Below are 17,399 nucleotides of genomic sequence, written 5' to 3'. Positions count from 1 at the left end.
TCCAGCCCGCTGCGGCGGGTAGATGAATGATTGGAGGACGTATGTCCGAATCTGTACGTGCCAAAATCGGCAAGTTCGCGCTGCTATCGATGGCCTTTACCGCCGTCTTTAACGTGAGAAATATCGTCAATAATAACATTGAGTTAGGGCTCAGTTCCGCGCCTATCTTCTTATTCGCCACTATCGTTTACTTTATCCCGTTCGTGTTTATCATCGCCGAATTCGTCTCGGCCAATAAACACTCTGAATCCGGGATGTACGCGTGGCTGAAGCAGCCGCTGGGCACCCGCGCCGCCTATCTTGGTTCCTTCCTCTACTGGTTTGTGAACCTGTTCTTTTTCCTCTCGCTATTGCCGAACGTGGTGGCCTACGCCTCGTATGCGATCACCGGTTACGCGATCCCCTTCTCGCCGATGGTGACCTCGCTTATCTCCATCGTGCTGTTCGCCATGGCCACCCATATATCCACCAAAGGGGCGACCTGGCTGGGGAAAATTTCCGAATGTGTGGCCTACGGCGTGTTCGCTTTGTTCGCGATTTACGTCGTCGGCGCGCTGACCGCGCTGGGTTCCGGTCACGTCCCGGCGCAGCCGATTACCCTGGCGGCGATGGAGCCGACCATCAACTGGGCGACGCTCGGTATTATGTGCTGGATTTTCCAGGCCGCAGGCGGCGCGGAAACCGTTGCCGCCTACCTCAACGACACCAAGGGCGGGCAGAAATCCTTTATTAAAGTCATCATCACCGCCGGGGTGCTGATTGGCGGTATGTACGCCTTAGGTTCGCTGCTGGTTAACGTCTTTGTCGCCCGTGAAAACCTGACCTACGCCGGCGGAATGGTGGAAATCTTTACCGGTCTCGGCGCCTACTTCCACATTTCTGAAGCGCTGATGGGCCGCTTCGTTGGCATCATCCTGTTTATCGCTATCTTCGGCAGCATGATGATGTGGACCGCCGCGCCGGTCAAAATCCACTTCTCGGAAATCCCGAAGGGTATCTACGGCCAGAAAACCACCGAGCTGAACGCCCACGGCGTGCCGGTACGCGCCGCCTGGTGGCAGTTCCTGTTCGTCTTCCTGATGTTGATTGTTAACGGCTTCGGCTCCGCCAGCGTGCAGCAGATGATGAACACCGCCATTAATCTCACCGCCGGTACCGCCATGCTGCCGCCGCTGTTCATCATGGCCGCCTACTTCGTCTTCCGCTGGAAACACGATGACACGCCACGCGACTTCCGTATGGGCTCAAGAAAAGTGGGCATGAGCGTGGTATCGATGCTGATAGTGATTTTCGTGGTTAGCATGACCGCTTCCGCCTTCCCGCCGGGCGTCGATCTGGTTAACGCTTTCTTTATCAACGTCTTTATGACCGCGGTCTTCTCCGGCCTGGCGTGGTGGTGGATCACCCGCTTTGAAAAAAAGCAGCAACGTCTGCGCGCCGCGGCGCCGGTTAACGCTGCTGCCGCCGGTAAATAACGCTCCTGTCGTCCCGTCAGCCCCTCGTCGGCTGGCGGGATTTTTTTATCCCTCGCCTGATTACGTATTACTCAACCTTTTTCGTGATCGAGTTAAAGCTATTCGGTTTCTTTACTTCTATTTACTAAAACTTTTACTAAAATCGACATTAATTCTTAACTACCTCTACCCTACAAACAACACAACCCCCTTCAGCGACCCTCTGAAGGACAATGTGTGGAGATGTGTTATGTCTGATACTAAACGTAATACCATCGGCAAGTTCGGCCTGTTATCGCTGACCTTTGCCGCCGTTTACAGTTTCAATAACGTCATCAACAACAATATCGAACTGGGGCTGGCGTCGGCGCCGATGTTCTTCCTCGCCACCCTGTTCTACTTCATTCCGTTTTGCCTGATTATCGCCGAGTTCGTATCACTGAATAAAAACTCCGAGGCCGGAGTTTACGCCTGGGTGAAAAGTTCGCTCGGCGGCCGTTGGGCGTTTATCACCGCCTATACCTACTGGTTCGTAAACCTGTTTTTCTTCACCTCGCTGCTGCCGCGCGTAATCGCCTATGCCTCTTACGCCTTCCTCGGCTACGAATACATTCTGACGCCGTTCGCCACCACCGTGTTGAGCATGGCGCTGTTCGCTTTCTCCACCTGGATCTCCACCAACGGCGCGAAAATGCTGGGGCCAATTACCTCCGTGACCTCTTCATTGATGCTACTGCTGACGCTGTCCTATATTTTGCTGGCCGGTACCGCGCTGGTCGGTGGCATACAGCCAGCCGATCCAATCACCGTCGATGCAATGATCCCTAACTTCAACTGGGCGTTCCTCGGTATTACCACGTGGATCTTTATGGCGGCGGGCGGCGCGGAATCGGTGGCGGTATATGTCAACGATGTGAAAGGCGGCTCTAAATCCTTCGTCAAAGTGATCATTCTCGCCGGGATCTTTATCGGCGTGCTGTACTCGATCTCCTCCGTACTGATCAACGTCTTCGTCAGCAGCAAAGAGTTGAAATTTACCGGCGGCTCGGTGCAGGTGTTCCACGGTTTGGCGGCTTACTTTGGCCTGCCGGAAATCCTGATGAACCGGTTCGTCGGCCTCGTTTCGTTTACCGCGATGTTTGGCTCGCTGCTGATGTGGACCGCCACCCCGGTTAAAATCTTCTTCTCGGAAATCCCCTCCGGCATCTTTGGTAAAAAGACCGTCGAGCTTAATGAGAACGGTGTCCCGGCACGCGCTGCCTGGATCCAGTATCTGATCGTCATTCCGCTGATGATCATCCCGACGTTGGGATCCAACACCGTGCAGGATCTGATGAACACCATCATCAACATGACCGCCGCCGCTTCCATGCTGCCGCCGCTGTTCATCATGCTGGCCTACCTCAACCTGCGCCGCAAGCTCGACCATCTGCCGCGCGATTTTCGCATGGGCTCGCGTACTACCGGCATCGTGGTGGTATCCATGCTGATTGTGATTTTCGCCATCGGTTTCGTCGCCTCAACCTTCCCAACCGGTGGCAACATCCTGACCATCATTTTCTACAACGTCGGCGGGATCGTGATTTTCCTTGGCTTCGCGTGGTGGAAATACAGCAAATACGTCAAAGGATTAACCCAGGAACAACAACAAATAGAAGCGGCTCCGGCTTCCCATACCTCTTAAAAACCTTAAAAAATGAAAACTAACCCTTACTTATACGGGGCACTCATTGCCCTGGCTTTTTGCGCCCCTGCGGCGGCCGCTGAGACCGTCCATCCGGCCGAGCACGACGATACCAAAACGCCGGAATTAACCACCACCTCCTACCGCTTTTACGGCGAATTGGGGGTTGGCGGTTACATGGATTTAGAAGGCGAGGATAAACATAAATACAGCGATGGCACCTATATCGAGGGCGGGCTGGAGGTCAAAAACGGCCACTGGTTCGGGCTGATCTACGGCGAAGCCTGGACGGTACAGGCCGATAGCCAGGGCAATGCCTGGACGCCCGGCCACAGCTGGGGCGGCGTGGAAGGCGGCCTTAACCGCCTCTATGGCGGCTATAAAACCGATAACAACACCGAGATCATGCTCAGCCTGCGCCAGGACTCGTCGCTGGACGACCTGCAGTGGTGGGGCGACTTTACCCCCGATCTGGGTTATGTGATCCCCAATACCCGCGACATCATGTACGCGCTGAAGGTACAAAACCGCAGCGGCGATTTCCGCTATAGCGTCACCGCCACGCCGGCCGGGCATCACGATGAAAGCAAGGCCTGGCTGCACTTCGGCAAATATGATCGCTATGACGATAAGTACACCTACCCGGCAATGGTCAACGGCTACGTGCAGTACGACATCGTCAAAGATGTCACCTGGATGAACGGCCTTGAAGTGACCGACGGCACCGGACAGCTATTCCTGACCGGCGTTCTGTCGCCCAATCTGGCCTTCCGCGCCTGGCACCATACCGGCCGCGCCAAAGGGCTGGATGTTCCCGGCAGTGAAACCGGCTTTATGGCCAGCGCCGTGTATGAAGCCTTAAGCGGGCTCTACTTCTCCACCGCATACAGCTACGCCAAACACCGCCCGGACCACGCCGCTGATGAAACCACCGCATTTATGCAATTTGGCATCTGGTACGAATACGGCGGCGGGCGTTTCGCCACCGCCGCCGACAGCCGTTTTTACACCAGCAACGCCAGCGGCGACCCGAGCGACAAAATTTTCCTGATGCAATACTTCTACTGGTAACAAGGAGCCGAGATACCATGAACCTCACCACTACGCTGACGCCGCTGGCCTGCGCGCTGATGCTGAGTTTTTCCGCCCACGCCGTCACCGCGCAGGCGTTTAAAAACGTCATCGACCGCAGCGGCGCGCCGCAGTATATGCAGGATTTCGACGCCGACGACCACCAGCGCTTCAACCCCTTTTTCGACCTCGGGGCGTGGCACGGCCACCTGCTGCCCGACGGCCCGGCGACCATGGGCGGCTTCCCCGGCCCCGCGCTGCTGACCGAAGAGTACATCAACTTTATGGCCACCAACTTCGATCGCCTGACGGTGTATCAGAACGGCAAAAAAGTTGATTTCACCCTGCAGGCCTGGAGCCTGCCGGGCGCGCTGAAACAAACCCTCACCGCCCCCGGCGTGAAGGTGGAGATGACGCTGCGCTTCGCCAGCGCCCACACTTCGCTAGTGGAGACCAAAATCACCAGCAACACTCCACTGAAGCTGGTGTGGGATGGCGAACTGCTGGAAAAACTGGCCGCCAAAGAGGGTAAAGCGCTATCGGACAAAACCATTGATGAAGCCTTCCCGGACTATCAGCGCCGTCTGAGCGCCACGCCCGACGGCCTGACGGTCAGCTTTGGCAAAGTTCGCGCCGCCTCTGACCTGATGACTTCCGGCGAATCGCAGTATCAGATCCACCGTTCGCTGGCAACCGAGACCCGTATCGACGGTCACCGCTTCACCAGCAGCGCGGAGATCCGCGGCTCCACCACCCTCTACACCACTTATTCGCACCTGCTCACCGCGGAGCAAGCGCGACGGGAAAAAGCGCAGATCCGCGATATTCTGGCGCGCCCGGCTTACTATCTCACCGCCTCCGAACAGCGCTGGGACGGCTATCTGCAAAAAGGGCTCAGCAATCCAGACGCTACCGCTGAACAGACCCGCGTGGCGGTGAAAGCCATTGAGACGCTCAACGGCAACTGGCGCGCGCCGGGCGGCGCGGTGCATTACCACACCGTCACCCCATCCGTGACCGGCCGCTGGTTCTCCGGCAACCAGACCTGGCCGTGGGATACCTGGAAACAGGCCTACGCCATGGCCCACTTCAACCCGGATATCGCCAAAGAGAATATCCGCGCCGTCTTCTCCTGGCAGATTAAAGCCAATGATAAGGTGCGCCCGCAGGATGCCGGATTTGTGCCCGATCTGATTGCCTGGAACCTGAGCCCCGAGCGCGGCGGCGACGGCAGCAACTGGAACGAACGCAACACCAAGCCAAGCCTCGCGGCCTGGTCGGTGATGGAGGTGTATAACGTCACCAAAGATAAAGCATGGCTGGAAGAGATGTATCCGAAGCTGGTGGCCTATCATGACTGGTGGCTGCGCAACCGCGACCATAACGGTAACGGCGTGCCGGAATATGGCGCAACCCGCGATAAGGCGCACAACACCGCCGACGGCGCCATGCTGTTCACGGTGAAAAAAGGGCAAACCAAGCAGACGTTTTCCGGCCTTAGCGCCTACGAGCAGGTGACGGCCAAAGGCGATTACGACAGCCTCGAAATCCCGGCGCAGGTAGCGGCATCGTGGGAATCCGGGCGCGACGATGCGGCGGTATTTGGTTTTATCGATAAAGAACAGCTGGATAAATACGTCGCCAACGGCGGCAAACGCAGCGACTGGACGGTGAAATTCGCCGAAAACCGCGACCGCAACGGCAACCTGCTGGGGTATTCGCTGCTCCAGGAGTCGGTCGATCAGGCCAGCTATATGTACAGCGATAACCACTATCTGGCGCAGATGGCGACGATTCTTGGCAAAGCGGAGGAAGCAAAGCGCTATCAGGCGCTGGCGGCGAAGCTGGCGGATTATATCAATACCTGCATGTTCGACCCGCAGACCCGCTTCTATTACGACATTCGTATCGAGGAACAACCGCTGGCCAACGGCTGCGCCGGTAAACCGATCGTCGAGCGCGGCAAAGGGCCGGAAGGCTGGTCGCCGCTGTTTAACGGCGCGGCGACGCAGCAACATGCTGACGATGTGGTTTCGGTGATGTTCGACCCGAAAGAGTTCAACACCTTTGTGCCGCTGGGCACCGCCGCGCTGACCAACCCGGCCTTTGGCGCCGATATTTACTGGCGCGGACGAGTGTGGGTGGATCAGTTCTGGTTCGGCCTGAAGGGAATGGAGCGCTACGGTCATCGCGATGAGGCGCTGAAGCTGGCGGACGCCTTCTTCCAGCACGCCAAAGGCTTAACCGCCGATGGCCCGATTCAGGAGAACTACAATCCGCTGACCGGCGCCCAGCAGGGAGCGCCCAACTTCTCGTGGAGCGCGGCGCATTTATATATGTTGTATAACGAGTTTTTCCGTAAGCCGTAGCATTTTCCCCTCACCCTAACCCTCTCCCACAGGGAGAGGGAACCTCACACCGCCGGTAACAGGCCGATAAAGCTGCGCTTCTGCCGCGGCTGCGACATCATCTCCTCCAGCTTTTCGACGCAGGCTAAATAGTGCGGCGTCTTCTTATGCGCCAGCACCGCCTCATCGTCTTTATAGGCTTCGTAGATAAAAAAGCGAGTTTTCACCTCTGGATCCTGCAGGACATCAAAGCGCAGGTTGCCCGGTTCCCGCAGCGCGCCTTCGTGGTTGGCGCGAAACACCTCGAGAAATTCATCCACCCGCTCGGGTTTAATATTGATCTCCACCAGCGTCACGTTCATTTCAGCTCTCCCTGTTTCTCTTCCTGCCAGAACTGATACGCTTCGCGGGCGTTCAGATTCTCATGCACCACCTTTTTCACCGCCTTCAGCATCGCGCGCGGGGCGCTGGACTGGAAGATATTGCGCCCCATATCCACCCCGGACGCCCCCTGGTCGATCGCCCGCCAGCACATCTCCAGCGCTTCATGCTCCGGCAGTTTTTTACCGCCGGCGATAACGATCGGCACCGGACAGCTGGCGGTCACTTTTTCAAAGCCTTCCTCAACGAAATAGGTCTTCACAAACTGCGCCCCCATTTCGGCGGCAATCCGGCTGGCCAGCGAGAAGTAGCGCGCGTCGCGGGTCATCTCTTTGCCGACGCCGGTAACCGCCAGGACCGGCATACCGTAGCGATTGCCGGCATCCACCAGTTTGATGATGTTATTGATCGACTGATGTTCGTATTCGCTGCCGATATAGACCTGCGCCGCCACCGCGCAAACGTTGAGACGCAGCGCGTCTTCCATCGCCACCGCCACGCATTCGTTGGAGAGTTCGCTCAAAATCGAATTGCCGCCGGAGGCGCGCAGCACCACCGGCTTATTGGTGGCCGCCGGTACCTGGCTGCGCAATACGCCGCGGGTGCACATCAGCACGTCGGTGTCGGCAAACAGCGGCGCAATCGACAGGTCGATACGCTCAAGCCCGGTCGTTGGCCCCTGGAAGTAGCCGTGATCGAAGGCCAGCATCACCGTGCGATTGCTGTGCGGATTAAAGATGCGCGCCAGCCGCGACTGCATGCCCCAATCTAGCGAGCCGCAGCCTTTCAGGGTATACAGCGTGTTCTGCTGCGGGCGGTCGATACCGAAGTCCTTACCCTCTTTGATGTCGTCTAAATCAGCCATCTCATCCTCCGTCAGAAGTCGTAATTGTTGATGTTCTCTTTGCTGAACACCACGCGTTCCGGCAGCAGCACGATACCGTTGCCCTTCGCCTCATACTGGTAACCCTGTACGCTGTTCGGCTCGACCTTAAGCGGGCCGATATCTTTCACCTCAACGCTGTCGCCTACGTTAAGATCGCCCTTTTTCAGCAATCGATCGGCGACGTTAACCGCAATTTTGCCCTGCTGAACCACATCCCACAGACCAAAGGCTTTCACCGTGCCGCGCTCAACGTACGGGCGCATCACGTTCGGTGTACTAAAGCCGACGATCGCCACGCCCTGACGCTTGAGGTTCTCCGCCGCCTGCGCCGCCGCCGGCAGCGCATTGGCATCCGGCGCGATAATGGCATCGAGATCCGGATACGCTTTTAAGATCCCCTCGGCAGTTTGCAGCGATTTGGTGGCATCGTTATAGCCGAACTGGGTGGTGACGATTTGCCACTGCGGATGCTCTTTTTCGATTTTGGCTTTGGCTTCCTTCACCCACTGGTTCTGGTCGGTCACCGTTGGGCTGGAGTAGAAAAACGCGACTTTGGCGGCAGGTTTGCTGACCTGCTTTTCCGCCATCTCGACCAGCAGGCCGCCGAGCTGCTGCGGCGTGCCCTGATTGATATAGATACTGCGGCACTCCGGCTTGGTATCGGAATCCCAGGTCAGGACCTTCACCCCGCGCTGCATCGCCCGCTTCAGCGCTGGGCACAGGCCGTCCGGCGAGACGGCGGAAACGATAATGGCGTTGTAGCCCTGGTTGACGAAGTTGTTGATAAGCTGCACTTGGCCGGAGACGCTGGGCTCGGTTGGGCCGTCATAGGTGACATCCACGCCCAGCGCTTTCCCCGCCTCTTTCGCACCGTTGCCGCCGCTGGTAAAGAAGCCAACGCCGACCAGCTTAGGAATAAAGGCGATGCGGTCCGCCGCCTGGGCGGTGACTACGCTCATCGCCAACGCCAGCACGATCAGTTTTAATTTCATTTTATGCTCCGATTGTTTTATGCGAGAAAAGACGCCGCCAGGTCGCGCGCACCCATTCACGGTGCAGGCTCAGCGAGCGCCCCATCACCACCACAACCAACAGCGCCCCTGACAGCGCGCTCGACACCTGGTTGGGGATGCCGACCATCTGTAAACCCTGTTGCAGATACCCCACCAGCAATGCCGCCAGCGCGGTACCCAGTATCGATCCCGAGCCGCCGTAAATATTGGCCCCGCCGAGCACCGCCGCGGTCAACGCCGGCATCAGCAGGTCGCGGCCTAAATCCGAACGCGCCGAGCCGAAATAGGAGACCATCACCAGCGCCGCGGCCGCCGAGGCGACGCCAACCAGGCCATACAGCACGTACGGGATGCCGTTCACCGACAGCGCGGCATAGCGCGCGGCGCGCGGGTTTTGCCCGAGTAAAAAGAGGTGGCGGCCAAAGCGCCCGCGATGGGCCAGTAGCCAGAAGAAAAAGGTGATAATCGCGAATAGCACCAGCGGCAGCGGCAGTCCGGCGAAAGTTAAATTGGCGAAGGCGGTGAAGCTATCGGGGAAGCCGCCAATCCCCTCGTAACCGGTCGCGCCGGCCATGCCGGAAAGCAGCAGCGCGCCGCCGCCGTACAGATACAGCGTCCCGAGGGTGATCACCAGCGGGCTGATGCCGGTGTAGTGAATCAGCGCGGCGTTGAGTAACCCGCACAGCAGCCCCAATAGCAACGTCAGCGATACCGCCAGCCACAGCGGCCAGCCCGCCTGGGCCATCACCCCGAGGGCGATGGCGCACAGGCCGATGGTCGAGCCCAGCGAAATATCGATCCCGCCGCTGATGATCACCAGCGTCAGCGGCAGCGCGACGATGCCGATGCAGATAAAGTCGCTGGTGCTAAAGAGCAGCATATTGAGATCCAGCATGCGCGGATTCAAAGCGCCGAATAGCAGGATTTCCGCGATCAGTAACGCCAGCAGCGCGCTTTCCCAGTTAAGCTTCAGCTTCATTTAAGCCACCTCTTTGCTTTTGCGTTCGGGAAAGCGGGCAACCTGTTTGCTTCCTTTGTTACCGGGCTGAAAACGGCTGTACTTCAGCGCCCGCTGATGGCGGGCCAGCGCCTGACGCAGGCGGCCATCGAGCACCAGCACGCCGAGCAGCACCAGGCCGGCGATAAAGTCATTCCACCAGGCGGGAAGGCGGAACAGCACCAGCACGGTGTCGATTTGGGTGAGGAAAAAGGCGCCGAGAAACGCGCCGAGCAGCGTACCGGTGCCGCCGAGCAGCGAGATCCCGCCCAGTACGCAGGCGGCGATGGCTTTCATCTCCAGCCCGCTGCCGGTCTGATTAGGCACAAAACCAATTTGCGCGGCGAAGACGATCCCAGCGCAGGCCGCCAGCATGCCGTTGAGGGTAAAGGCCAGCATCCGCGTGCGGTTGACCGCCACGCCCAGCTGACGCGCGGCGGCGAGATTATCGCCAACGGCGTAAAAATCACGACCAAAGGCGGTGCGCGACAGCAGCCAGCCGCCCGCCAGCAGCAGCGCCAGCACCAGCCAGCCCAGCGGCGACACGCCAATAAACGCGGGCTCCGAGAGCGATTTCAGGCTGTCGGGCAAGCCCTCGATCCATTTCCCGCCGGTCCACAGCAACATCACTCCGCGATACAACCCCAGCGTACCGAGCGTCGCGACGATCGCCGGAATGCGCAGCCCCACGACCAGCAGGCCGTTAAAAGCTCCGGCCAGCGCGCCAATCGCCAGCGCGAAGGCGATAGCCGTCGCCAGCCCGTAACCGTTGTTCAGCGCCACGCCGACGGCGATGGCGCACAGCCCAACGGTCGAGCCTACCGACACATCAATATTGCGGGTCAGCATCACCAGCGTCGCGCCCAATGCCAGCAGGCAGAGGATCTGCGAGCTGGCGAAAATCATCGCCAGGGTCTGCAGGCTGAAATAGGCTGGATTGAGCGCCACCAGCACGATAAAGAGCGCCACGATGGCAAAGAAGGCGCTCAGTTCGCGATTCTTCAGTAACGTTTTCATGCCTGCCCTCCGAAGGCCAGGGTCATCATGCGATCGACGGTCACCGCCTGCCGCGCCAGCTCGCCGCTGTAGCGGCCCTGATGCATCACCAGCACCCGGTCGGCAAGGCCGACGAACTCATCCAGATCGGAGGAGATCATCAGCACCGCCACGTTTTGCGCGGCAACGCTTTTTAGCAGTTGATAGATATCGGCGCGGGCTGAGACATCCACGCCGCGCGTCGGCTCATCGACAATCAGCAGCAACGGATTAGCTTCCAGACAGCGCGCCAGCAGCACTTTTTGCTGGTTGCCGCCAGAGAGCGTGCGCACCGGCTGATCGTCATCGGCCAGCTTGATCCCCAGCGCCCGGTGATAGCGCTCAACCACCGCCGCCTCCCGTTTCCCCTGCTGCCACCATGACGGCTGATTGAACATCACTGTGTTCCAGCGCACCGGCGCATCAAGAAACAGCCCCGAGACCTGACGGTCTTCCGGCAGATAAACCAGCCCGCTGGCCAACCTGGCGCGGGTGCTGTCGCGGCTAATCTCGCGGTTCTCCAGCCAGATCCGCCCGGCGCGCGGTGGGCGCAGGCCGTATAGGGTTTCGGCAAATTCGGTGCGCCCGGATCCCACCAGCCCGGCCAGACCGACGATCTCTCCGGCGCGGATCTCCAGATTGAGATCGATAAAACCTTCTCCGGTGAGATCTTCCACCCGCAGCACGGGAAAGTCCTGCGGTTGCGTACGGCGGTTACCCGGTAGCGACAGCCACAGCTTTTGCGTGTCGCTCAGCGTATGGTCGCGGCTGACCGGCGTCATCGCGTTAATCAGTTGCTCATCGCGGTATGCCGCGGTCTCGCCGCTCAGCACCACCGCGCCGTCGCGCATCACCGAAATATGGCTGGCAAGCTGGCGGATTTCGGGCAATTTGTGTGAGATAAAGACGATCCCAACGTCCAGCGCCTGTAACGCGCGGATCTGGCTAAACAGTCTCTCGGTTTCACCCGGCGTTAAAGAGGCGGTGGGTTCATCAAGGATCAGGATCCTGGCTTCGCGCATAAGCCCGCGCAGGATCTCGACCATCTGTTGATCGGCCACCTCGAGCGTGCTGGCGCTGGCATCGAGGTTGATCTGGCAGTTCAGCTGCTGCAGTTTGTCCTGCAACCGCGCGGCGGTATCCGCCCGCTTCGGCAGGCGGAAGAGAATGTTCTCGCGCACGCTGAGGTTGGGAAACAGCATCGGCTCCTGCGGCACCAGATAGATGCCAAGCTGGTGCGCCAGCGCCGGGCTGAGGCGCGCAAACGCGCGGTCGCCGATCGTCAGTTCACCGCTGTCCGGCGTTTCAACACCGGCGATGATCTTCATCAGCGTCGATTTACCCGCGCCGTTCCCCCCCATCAGCGCATGCACCTGTCCCGCGCCTAGCGTGAAATCGATGCCTTTCAGCACCGCAACGCCGGAGAACTGTTTGCAAATCTGGCGAGCTTCAAGCAGTGGCTTCATCGTCGCGCCTCGATTGAACAAATGATTTTTAGATTTAATAATGTTCAAAAGCGTAGACCGTGAACTATATTTACAACCGTGCGAAGATCACAGTTTGGCGCTTTAGATCGTCAGGAAAAAAGGCGCCAGCGATGAAAGATCCGTTTTGCCAGTCGGCTCACACTTTCCGACCGCGCAATAGCGAACATATGATCTAAATTTTTATAAGAGTTCAATTTATGAGCGAAAAACGCATTACGGAAGAGAACCGCTACGCCGGGCTGGCGTTAGCCGAGGAAGAGCTGGTGGCGCGGGTGGCGTGGTGCTACTACCACGACGGCCTGACGCAAAATGACATCGGCGAGCGTTTAGGGTTGCCGCGACTGAAGATTTCTCGCCTGCTGGAGAAAGGCCGTCAGTCCGGGGTGATCCGCGTGCAGATCAACTCGCGCTATGAGGGCTGTCTGGCGCTGGAAAGTGAACTCCAGCAACGCTTTGGCCTCAAGCTTGCCCGCGTACTGCCAGCGCTCAACACTCCACCGATGAATACCCGGCTGGGGATCGGCGCGGCGCAGTCGCTGATGGGCATTCTGCAACCGGGGCAATTATTGGCAGTCGGCTTCGGCGAAGCCACCATGAGCTGCCTGCAGCATCTCAGCGGCTTTATCGGCTCGCAGCAGGTGCGGCTGGTGACCCTCTCCGGCGGCGTCGGCCCCTATATGACCGGCATCGGCCAGCTTGATGCCGCCTGCAGCGTCAGCATTATTCCGGCGCCGCTGCGGGTCTCTTCGGCGGAGGTCGCCGAGATCCTGCGCCGCGAGTCGAGCGTGCGCGACGTGATGCTGGCGGCAACGGCGGCGGACGCGGCGGTGGTTGGCATTGGCGCCATCGAGCAGCGGCGCGACGCCACCATTTTACGCTCCGGATATATCAGCGAGGGTGAACAGCTGATGTACGCGCGCAAAGGCGCGGTCGGCGACATTTTAGGTTATTTCCTGCAGGCTGACGGCCGGCCGGTAGAAGGACTGGAGATCCATCGGGAACTCCTCGGCGTAACCCTCGATGAACTGGCGCAGCTGCCAACCATCGTCGGCGTCGCCGGGGGCGAACAAAAAGCGCAGGCGATTCATGCCGCTCTGATTGGCAAGCGCATTAATGGCCTGGTAACGGAAGAGACAACAGCACGCGCGGTGCTCGCACTGGCCTCCTGACGGCCTGGCGCCGCGCGACAACAGCGAGGCGCATGTCATGAGTTACCTGTTAGCGTTAGATGCCGGGACCGGCAGCATTCGGGCGGTCATTTTCGATCTTAATGGCCGCCAGCTGGCGGTAGGCCAGGCCGAATGGAAACACCTGAGCGTTGATAACGTCCCCGGCTCGATGGAGTTCGACCTTACCACCAACTGGCAGCTGGCCTGCCAGTGCATTCGCCAGGCGCTCGACGCCGCCCGGCTCTCCGCCGCCGACATTCAATCCATCGCCTGCTGTTCGATGCGCGAAGGGATCGTCCTCTATGACCGCAACGGCGAGGCCATCTGGGCCTGCGCCAACGTCGATGCCCGCGCCAGCCGCGAAGTGGCGGAGCTTAAGGAGATCCACGACTATCGTTTTGAATCCGAGGTGTACGAGGTCTCGGGACAAACCCTGGCGCTAAGCGCCATGCCGCGCCTGCTGTGGCTGGCGCACCACCGCCCCGATATCTACCGCAAAGCGGCGACCATCACCATGATCAGCGACTGGCTGGCGGCGAAACTTTCCGGCGAGCTGGCGGTCGACCCGTCAAACGCCGGCACCACCGGCATGCTCGATCTGTTCAGCCGCGACTGGCGCCCGGCGCTGCTGGATATGGCCGGGCTGCGCGCCGATATGCTGTCGCCGGTCAAAGAGACCGGGACCCTGCTGGGCGCCGTCACCGAAGCGGCGGCACAGCAGAGCGGCCTGCGCGCCGGGACGCCGGTGGTGATGGGCGGCGGCGACGTCCAGCTCGGCTGCCTGGGCCTTGGGGTGGTGCGCGCCGGGCAAACTGCGGTACTCGGCGGCACTTTCTGGCAGCAGGTGGTCAACCTGCCGCAGGTGCGTACCGATCCGCAGATGAATATTCGCGTCAATCCTCATGTCATTCCCGGCATGGCGCAGGCGGAATCGATCAGTTTCTTTACCGGGCTGACCATGCGCTGGTTTCGCGACGCCTTCTGCGCTGAAGAAAAACTGATTGCCGAGCGGCTCGGCGTCGATGCCTATTCGCTGCTGGAGGAGATGGCCAGCCGCGTGCCCGCCGGTTCCCACGGCGTGATGCCTATTTTTTCCGACGCCATGCACTTTAAGCAGTGGTACCACGCCGCGCCGTCGTTTATTAACCTCTCCATCGATCCGGAGAAGTGCAACAAAGCGACCCTGTTCCGCGCGCTGGAGGAGAACGCGGCGATTGTCTCCGCCTGCAACCTGGCGCAGATTTCACAGTTCTCCGGCGTGACATTCGAGAGCCTGGTGTTTGCCGGCGGCGGCTCTAAAGGCGCGCTGTGGAGCCAAATCCTCAGCGACGTCACCGGCCTGCCGGTGCGGGTGCCGGTGGTCCGCGAAGCCACCGCTCTGGGCTGCGCCATCGCCGCCGGAACCGGCGCCGGACTGTATGGCGATATGGCCAGTACAGGAGAACGGTTAGTGAGCTGGCACCGCGAGTTCACCCCAAATCCGCAGCATCGCGAGCTGTATCAGGAGATGATGAGCAAGTGGCAGACGGTGTACGCCGATCAGCTTGGCCTTGTCGATAGCGGCCTGACAACATCGATGTGGCAAGCACCGGGCCTGGAGCGCCGCCAGCGCGTAGCGTCTTCCCCGTCACCCTAACCACCGGTACCGATCCGCCTTTCCCCCTCTCCCTTTGGGAGAGGGCCGGGGTGAGGGACAACGATTTCCGTTCTTTGAATCCCATCACAATCACCGCACTCCCCTTTTCCCTTTTTCTCCGCGACGGCTAAATTAGTAACTCATCCGACCACATAACAATAATTTTACATTGGAAGCCACTATGAGCCGCTATCCGTCGCTTTTCGCCCCGCTTGAGCTGGGCTTCACAACGCTCAAAAACCGCGTGTTGATGGGCTCAATGCACACCGGCCTGGAAGAGTTACCGGACGGCGCGCAGCGGCTGGCGGCCTTTTACGCCGAACGCGCCCGTCACGGCGTGGCGCTGATCGTCACCGGCGGCATCGCTCCGGCGCCTTCCGGGGTGACCATGGCCGGCGGCGCGGTACTCAACGATGCCAGCCATCTGGCGCACCATCGCCATATTACCGACGCGGTCCATCAGGAAGGCGGCAAAATCGCCCTGCAGATCCTGCATACCGGGCGCTACAGCTACCAGCCCGCGCTAGTGGCCCCTTCGGCGCTACAGGCGCCGATTAACCGTTTTACACCCCATGAACTGAGCCACGATGAGATCCTGACGCTGATCGATGATTTTGCCCATTGCGCCCAACTGGCGCGTGAAGCGGGCTATGACGGCGTCGAAGTGATGGGCTCTGAGGGCTATCTGATTAACGAATTTCTCGCCGCGCGCACCAACCAGCGCGACGACCAATGGGGCGGCGATTATGTCAGGCGCATGCGTTTCGCCGTAGAGGTGGTTAAGGCGGTGCGCCAGCGCGCCGGCCACGATTTCATTATCATCTACCGCCTGTCGATGCTCGATCTGGTCAACGGCGGCAGCACGCTGGCGGAAGTCATCACGCTGGCCAAAGCGATTGAAGCGGCGGGAGCGACAATTATCAACACCGGGATTGGCTGGCACGAAGCGCGCATTCCGACCATCGCCACGCCGGTACCGCGCGGAGCTTTCAGCTGGGTCACCCGCAAGCTGAAAGGCGCGGTGTCGATCCCGTTGATCACCACCAACCGCATCAACGATCCGCAGGTCGCGGAGGGTATTCTCGCCCGCGGCGATGCCGATATGGTATCGATGGCCCGCCCTTTCCTTGCCGACGCTGAATTTATGTCGAAAGCGCAGCGCGATCGCGCCGGGGAGATCAATACCTGCATCGGTTGCAACCAGGCGTGCCTCGATCGGATCTTCGTCGGCAAAGTCACCTCCTGTCTGGTCAACCCGCGCGCCTGTCATGAAACCCTGATGCCGGTCCAGCCCGCCAACGCGCCTAAACGGTTGGCGGTCGTCGGCGCCGGGCCTGCCGGTCTGGCCTTCGCCGTTAACGCCGCCGCCCGTGGTCATCACGTCACGTTGTTCGATGCGCTCTCTGAGATCGGCGGCCAGTTTAATATCGCCAAACAGATCCCCGGCAAAGAGGAGTTTCACGAGACGTTGCGTTACTACCGCACCATGCTCGATCTTCATGGTGTCGATCTACGCCTGAACACCCGCGTCACGGCAGACGATCTGCTGGCGTTCGATGAGACGATCCTCGCCACCGGTATCGCCCCGCGCCTGCCGGCGATCGACGGGATCGAACATCCCAAAGTGCTGAGCTACCTGGATGTCTTGCGCGATAAAGCGCCGGTTGGCGCGAAGGTGGCGATTATCGGCTGCGGAGGCATCGGCTTCGACACCGCGATGTATTTAAGCCAGTCGGGTGCGGCCACCAGCCAGGATATCGGCGAGTTCTGCCGCGAATGGGGTATCGATACCAGCCTGAAAACGGCGGGAGGGCTGAGTGCTGAAGGCCCGCAGTTGAGTAAAAGCCCGCGACAGATTGTGATGCTACAGCGCAAAGCCAGCAAGCCGGGCGAAGGGCTCGGCAAAACCACCGGTTGGATCCACCGCGCGACGCTGCTGGCGCGCGGCGTGAAAATGATCCCGGCGGTCAGCTATGAAAAGATCGATGATGAAGGATTACACGTCACTATCGGCGGCGAGCGCCAACTGTTGGCGGTCGATCAGGTAATTATCTGCGCCGGTCAGGAACCGCGCCGCGAGCTGGCGGAACCGCTGCGCGCGGCGGGGAAAACGGTGCATTTAATCGGCGGTTGCGACGTGGCGACGGAGCTGGATGCGCGCCGGGCGATTGCCCAGGGCACAAAACTGGCGCTGGCGATTTAGCCGTGTCCCGGGGGCGGCTCGATGCGTCTTCCCCG

At 59.9% G+C, this 17,399-nt stretch carries 13 protein-coding genes; 7 read left to right on the top strand and 6 right to left on the bottom strand.

What is annotated here, in order from left to right; translation table 11 throughout:
- Nucleotides 1-41 precede the first annotated feature (41 nt).
- The 4 genes from ACSEMK_RS14945 (at nt 42) to ygjK (ending at nt 6,578) form a co-directional block, all read left to right on the top strand.
- Nucleotides 42-1,475, top strand: coding sequence for an amino acid permease (locus ACSEMK_RS14945; protein ID WP_009485171.1), 1,434 nt, complete (start codon nt 42-44; stop codon nt 1,473-1,475).
- A gap of 229 nt (nt 1,476-1,704) precedes the next feature.
- On the top strand, nt 1,705-3,138 hold the full coding sequence (locus ACSEMK_RS14940) for an amino acid permease (protein ID WP_430915057.1): 1,434 nt from the start codon (nt 1,705-1,707) through the stop codon (nt 3,136-3,138).
- A 12-nt stretch (nt 3,139-3,150) separates the two neighbouring features.
- The gene (gene ygjJ, locus ACSEMK_RS14935; protein WP_435336602.1) at nt 3,151-4,209 is read left to right on the top strand and encodes a protein YgjJ; all 1,059 of its coding nucleotides are present in this window, start codon (nt 3,151-3,153) and stop codon (nt 4,207-4,209) included.
- Between the two features lie 17 nt (nt 4,210-4,226).
- A complete protein-coding gene (gene ygjK / locus ACSEMK_RS14930; RefSeq protein ID WP_430915054.1) occupies nt 4,227-6,578 on the top strand; it encodes an alpha-glucosidase in 2,352 nt (783 codons plus the stop codon).
- A gap of 44 nt (nt 6,579-6,622) precedes the next feature.
- Here the strand turns inward: ygjK and lsrG are convergent, their stop codons facing one another.
- The 6 genes from lsrG to lsrA are packed head-to-tail and all read right to left on the bottom strand — an operon-like array spanning nt 6,623 to nt 12,335.
- Nucleotides 6,623-6,919, bottom strand: a complete 297-nt coding sequence (lsrG, locus tag ACSEMK_RS14925; protein WP_045392277.1) for a (4S)-4-hydroxy-5-phosphonooxypentane-2,3-dione isomerase — start codon at nt 6,917-6,919, stop codon at nt 6,623-6,625.
- On the bottom strand, nt 6,916-7,803 hold the full coding sequence (lsrF, locus tag ACSEMK_RS14920) for a 3-hydroxy-5-phosphonooxypentane-2,4-dione thiolase (RefSeq protein WP_002917724.1): 888 nt from the start codon (nt 7,801-7,803) through the stop codon (nt 6,916-6,918). Before lsrF ends, lsrG begins: the two co-directional genes overlap by 4 nt.
- Before the next feature lie 11 nt (nt 7,804-7,814).
- Nucleotides 7,815-8,816 (bottom strand): autoinducer 2 ABC transporter substrate-binding protein LsrB, encoded by a 1,002-nt coding sequence (lsrB, locus tag ACSEMK_RS14915; protein ID WP_113373114.1) that lies wholly within the window; start codon nt 8,814-8,816, stop codon nt 7,815-7,817.
- Between the two features lies 1 nt (nt 8,817).
- Nucleotides 8,818-9,816, bottom strand: coding sequence for an autoinducer 2 ABC transporter permease LsrD (gene lsrD, locus ACSEMK_RS14910; protein ID WP_430915053.1), 999 nt, complete (start codon nt 9,814-9,816; stop codon nt 8,818-8,820).
- Complete coding sequence (gene lsrC / locus ACSEMK_RS14905) at nt 9,817-10,851, bottom strand: autoinducer 2 ABC transporter permease LsrC (protein ID WP_430915052.1); 1,035 nt, start codon at nt 10,849-10,851, stop codon at nt 9,817-9,819.
- Nucleotides 10,848-12,335, bottom strand: coding sequence for an autoinducer 2 ABC transporter ATP-binding protein LsrA (gene lsrA / locus ACSEMK_RS14900; RefSeq protein WP_348854083.1), 1,488 nt, complete (start codon nt 12,333-12,335; stop codon nt 10,848-10,850). The genes lsrC and lsrA overlap by 4 nt, the downstream gene beginning before the upstream one ends.
- 218 nt (nt 12,336-12,553) lie before the next feature.
- On the opposite strand from lsrA, the gene lsrR reads away from it, so the two are divergent.
- The 3 genes from lsrR to ACSEMK_RS14885 all read left to right on the top strand — a co-directional run bounded on the left by lsrR (nt 12,554) and on the right by ACSEMK_RS14885 (nt 17,364).
- Entirely contained in the window at nt 12,554-13,525 is a 972-nt protein-coding gene (lsrR, locus tag ACSEMK_RS14895; RefSeq protein ID WP_430915051.1) for a transcriptional regulator LsrR, read from the top strand.
- A 37-nt stretch (nt 13,526-13,562) separates the two neighbouring features.
- Complete coding sequence (gene lsrK, locus ACSEMK_RS14890; RefSeq protein ID WP_087859882.1) at nt 13,563-15,161, top strand: autoinducer-2 kinase; 1,599 nt, start codon at nt 13,563-13,565, stop codon at nt 15,159-15,161.
- 181 nt (nt 15,162-15,342) lie between these two features.
- On the top strand, nt 15,343-17,364 hold the full coding sequence (locus tag ACSEMK_RS14885; protein ID WP_430915050.1) for an FAD-dependent oxidoreductase: 2,022 nt from the start codon (nt 15,343-15,345) through the stop codon (nt 17,362-17,364).
- Nucleotides 17,365-17,399 lie beyond the last annotated feature (35 nt).

The sequence above is a fragment of the Klebsiella sp. K-3 genome (assembly GCF_051207495.1).
GTDB lineage: Bacteria > Pseudomonadota > Gammaproteobacteria > Enterobacterales > Enterobacteriaceae > Klebsiella > Klebsiella aerogenes.
Note: the sequence above shows the minus strand (reverse complement) of the source record. Positions and strands in the feature narration are given on the sequence as shown.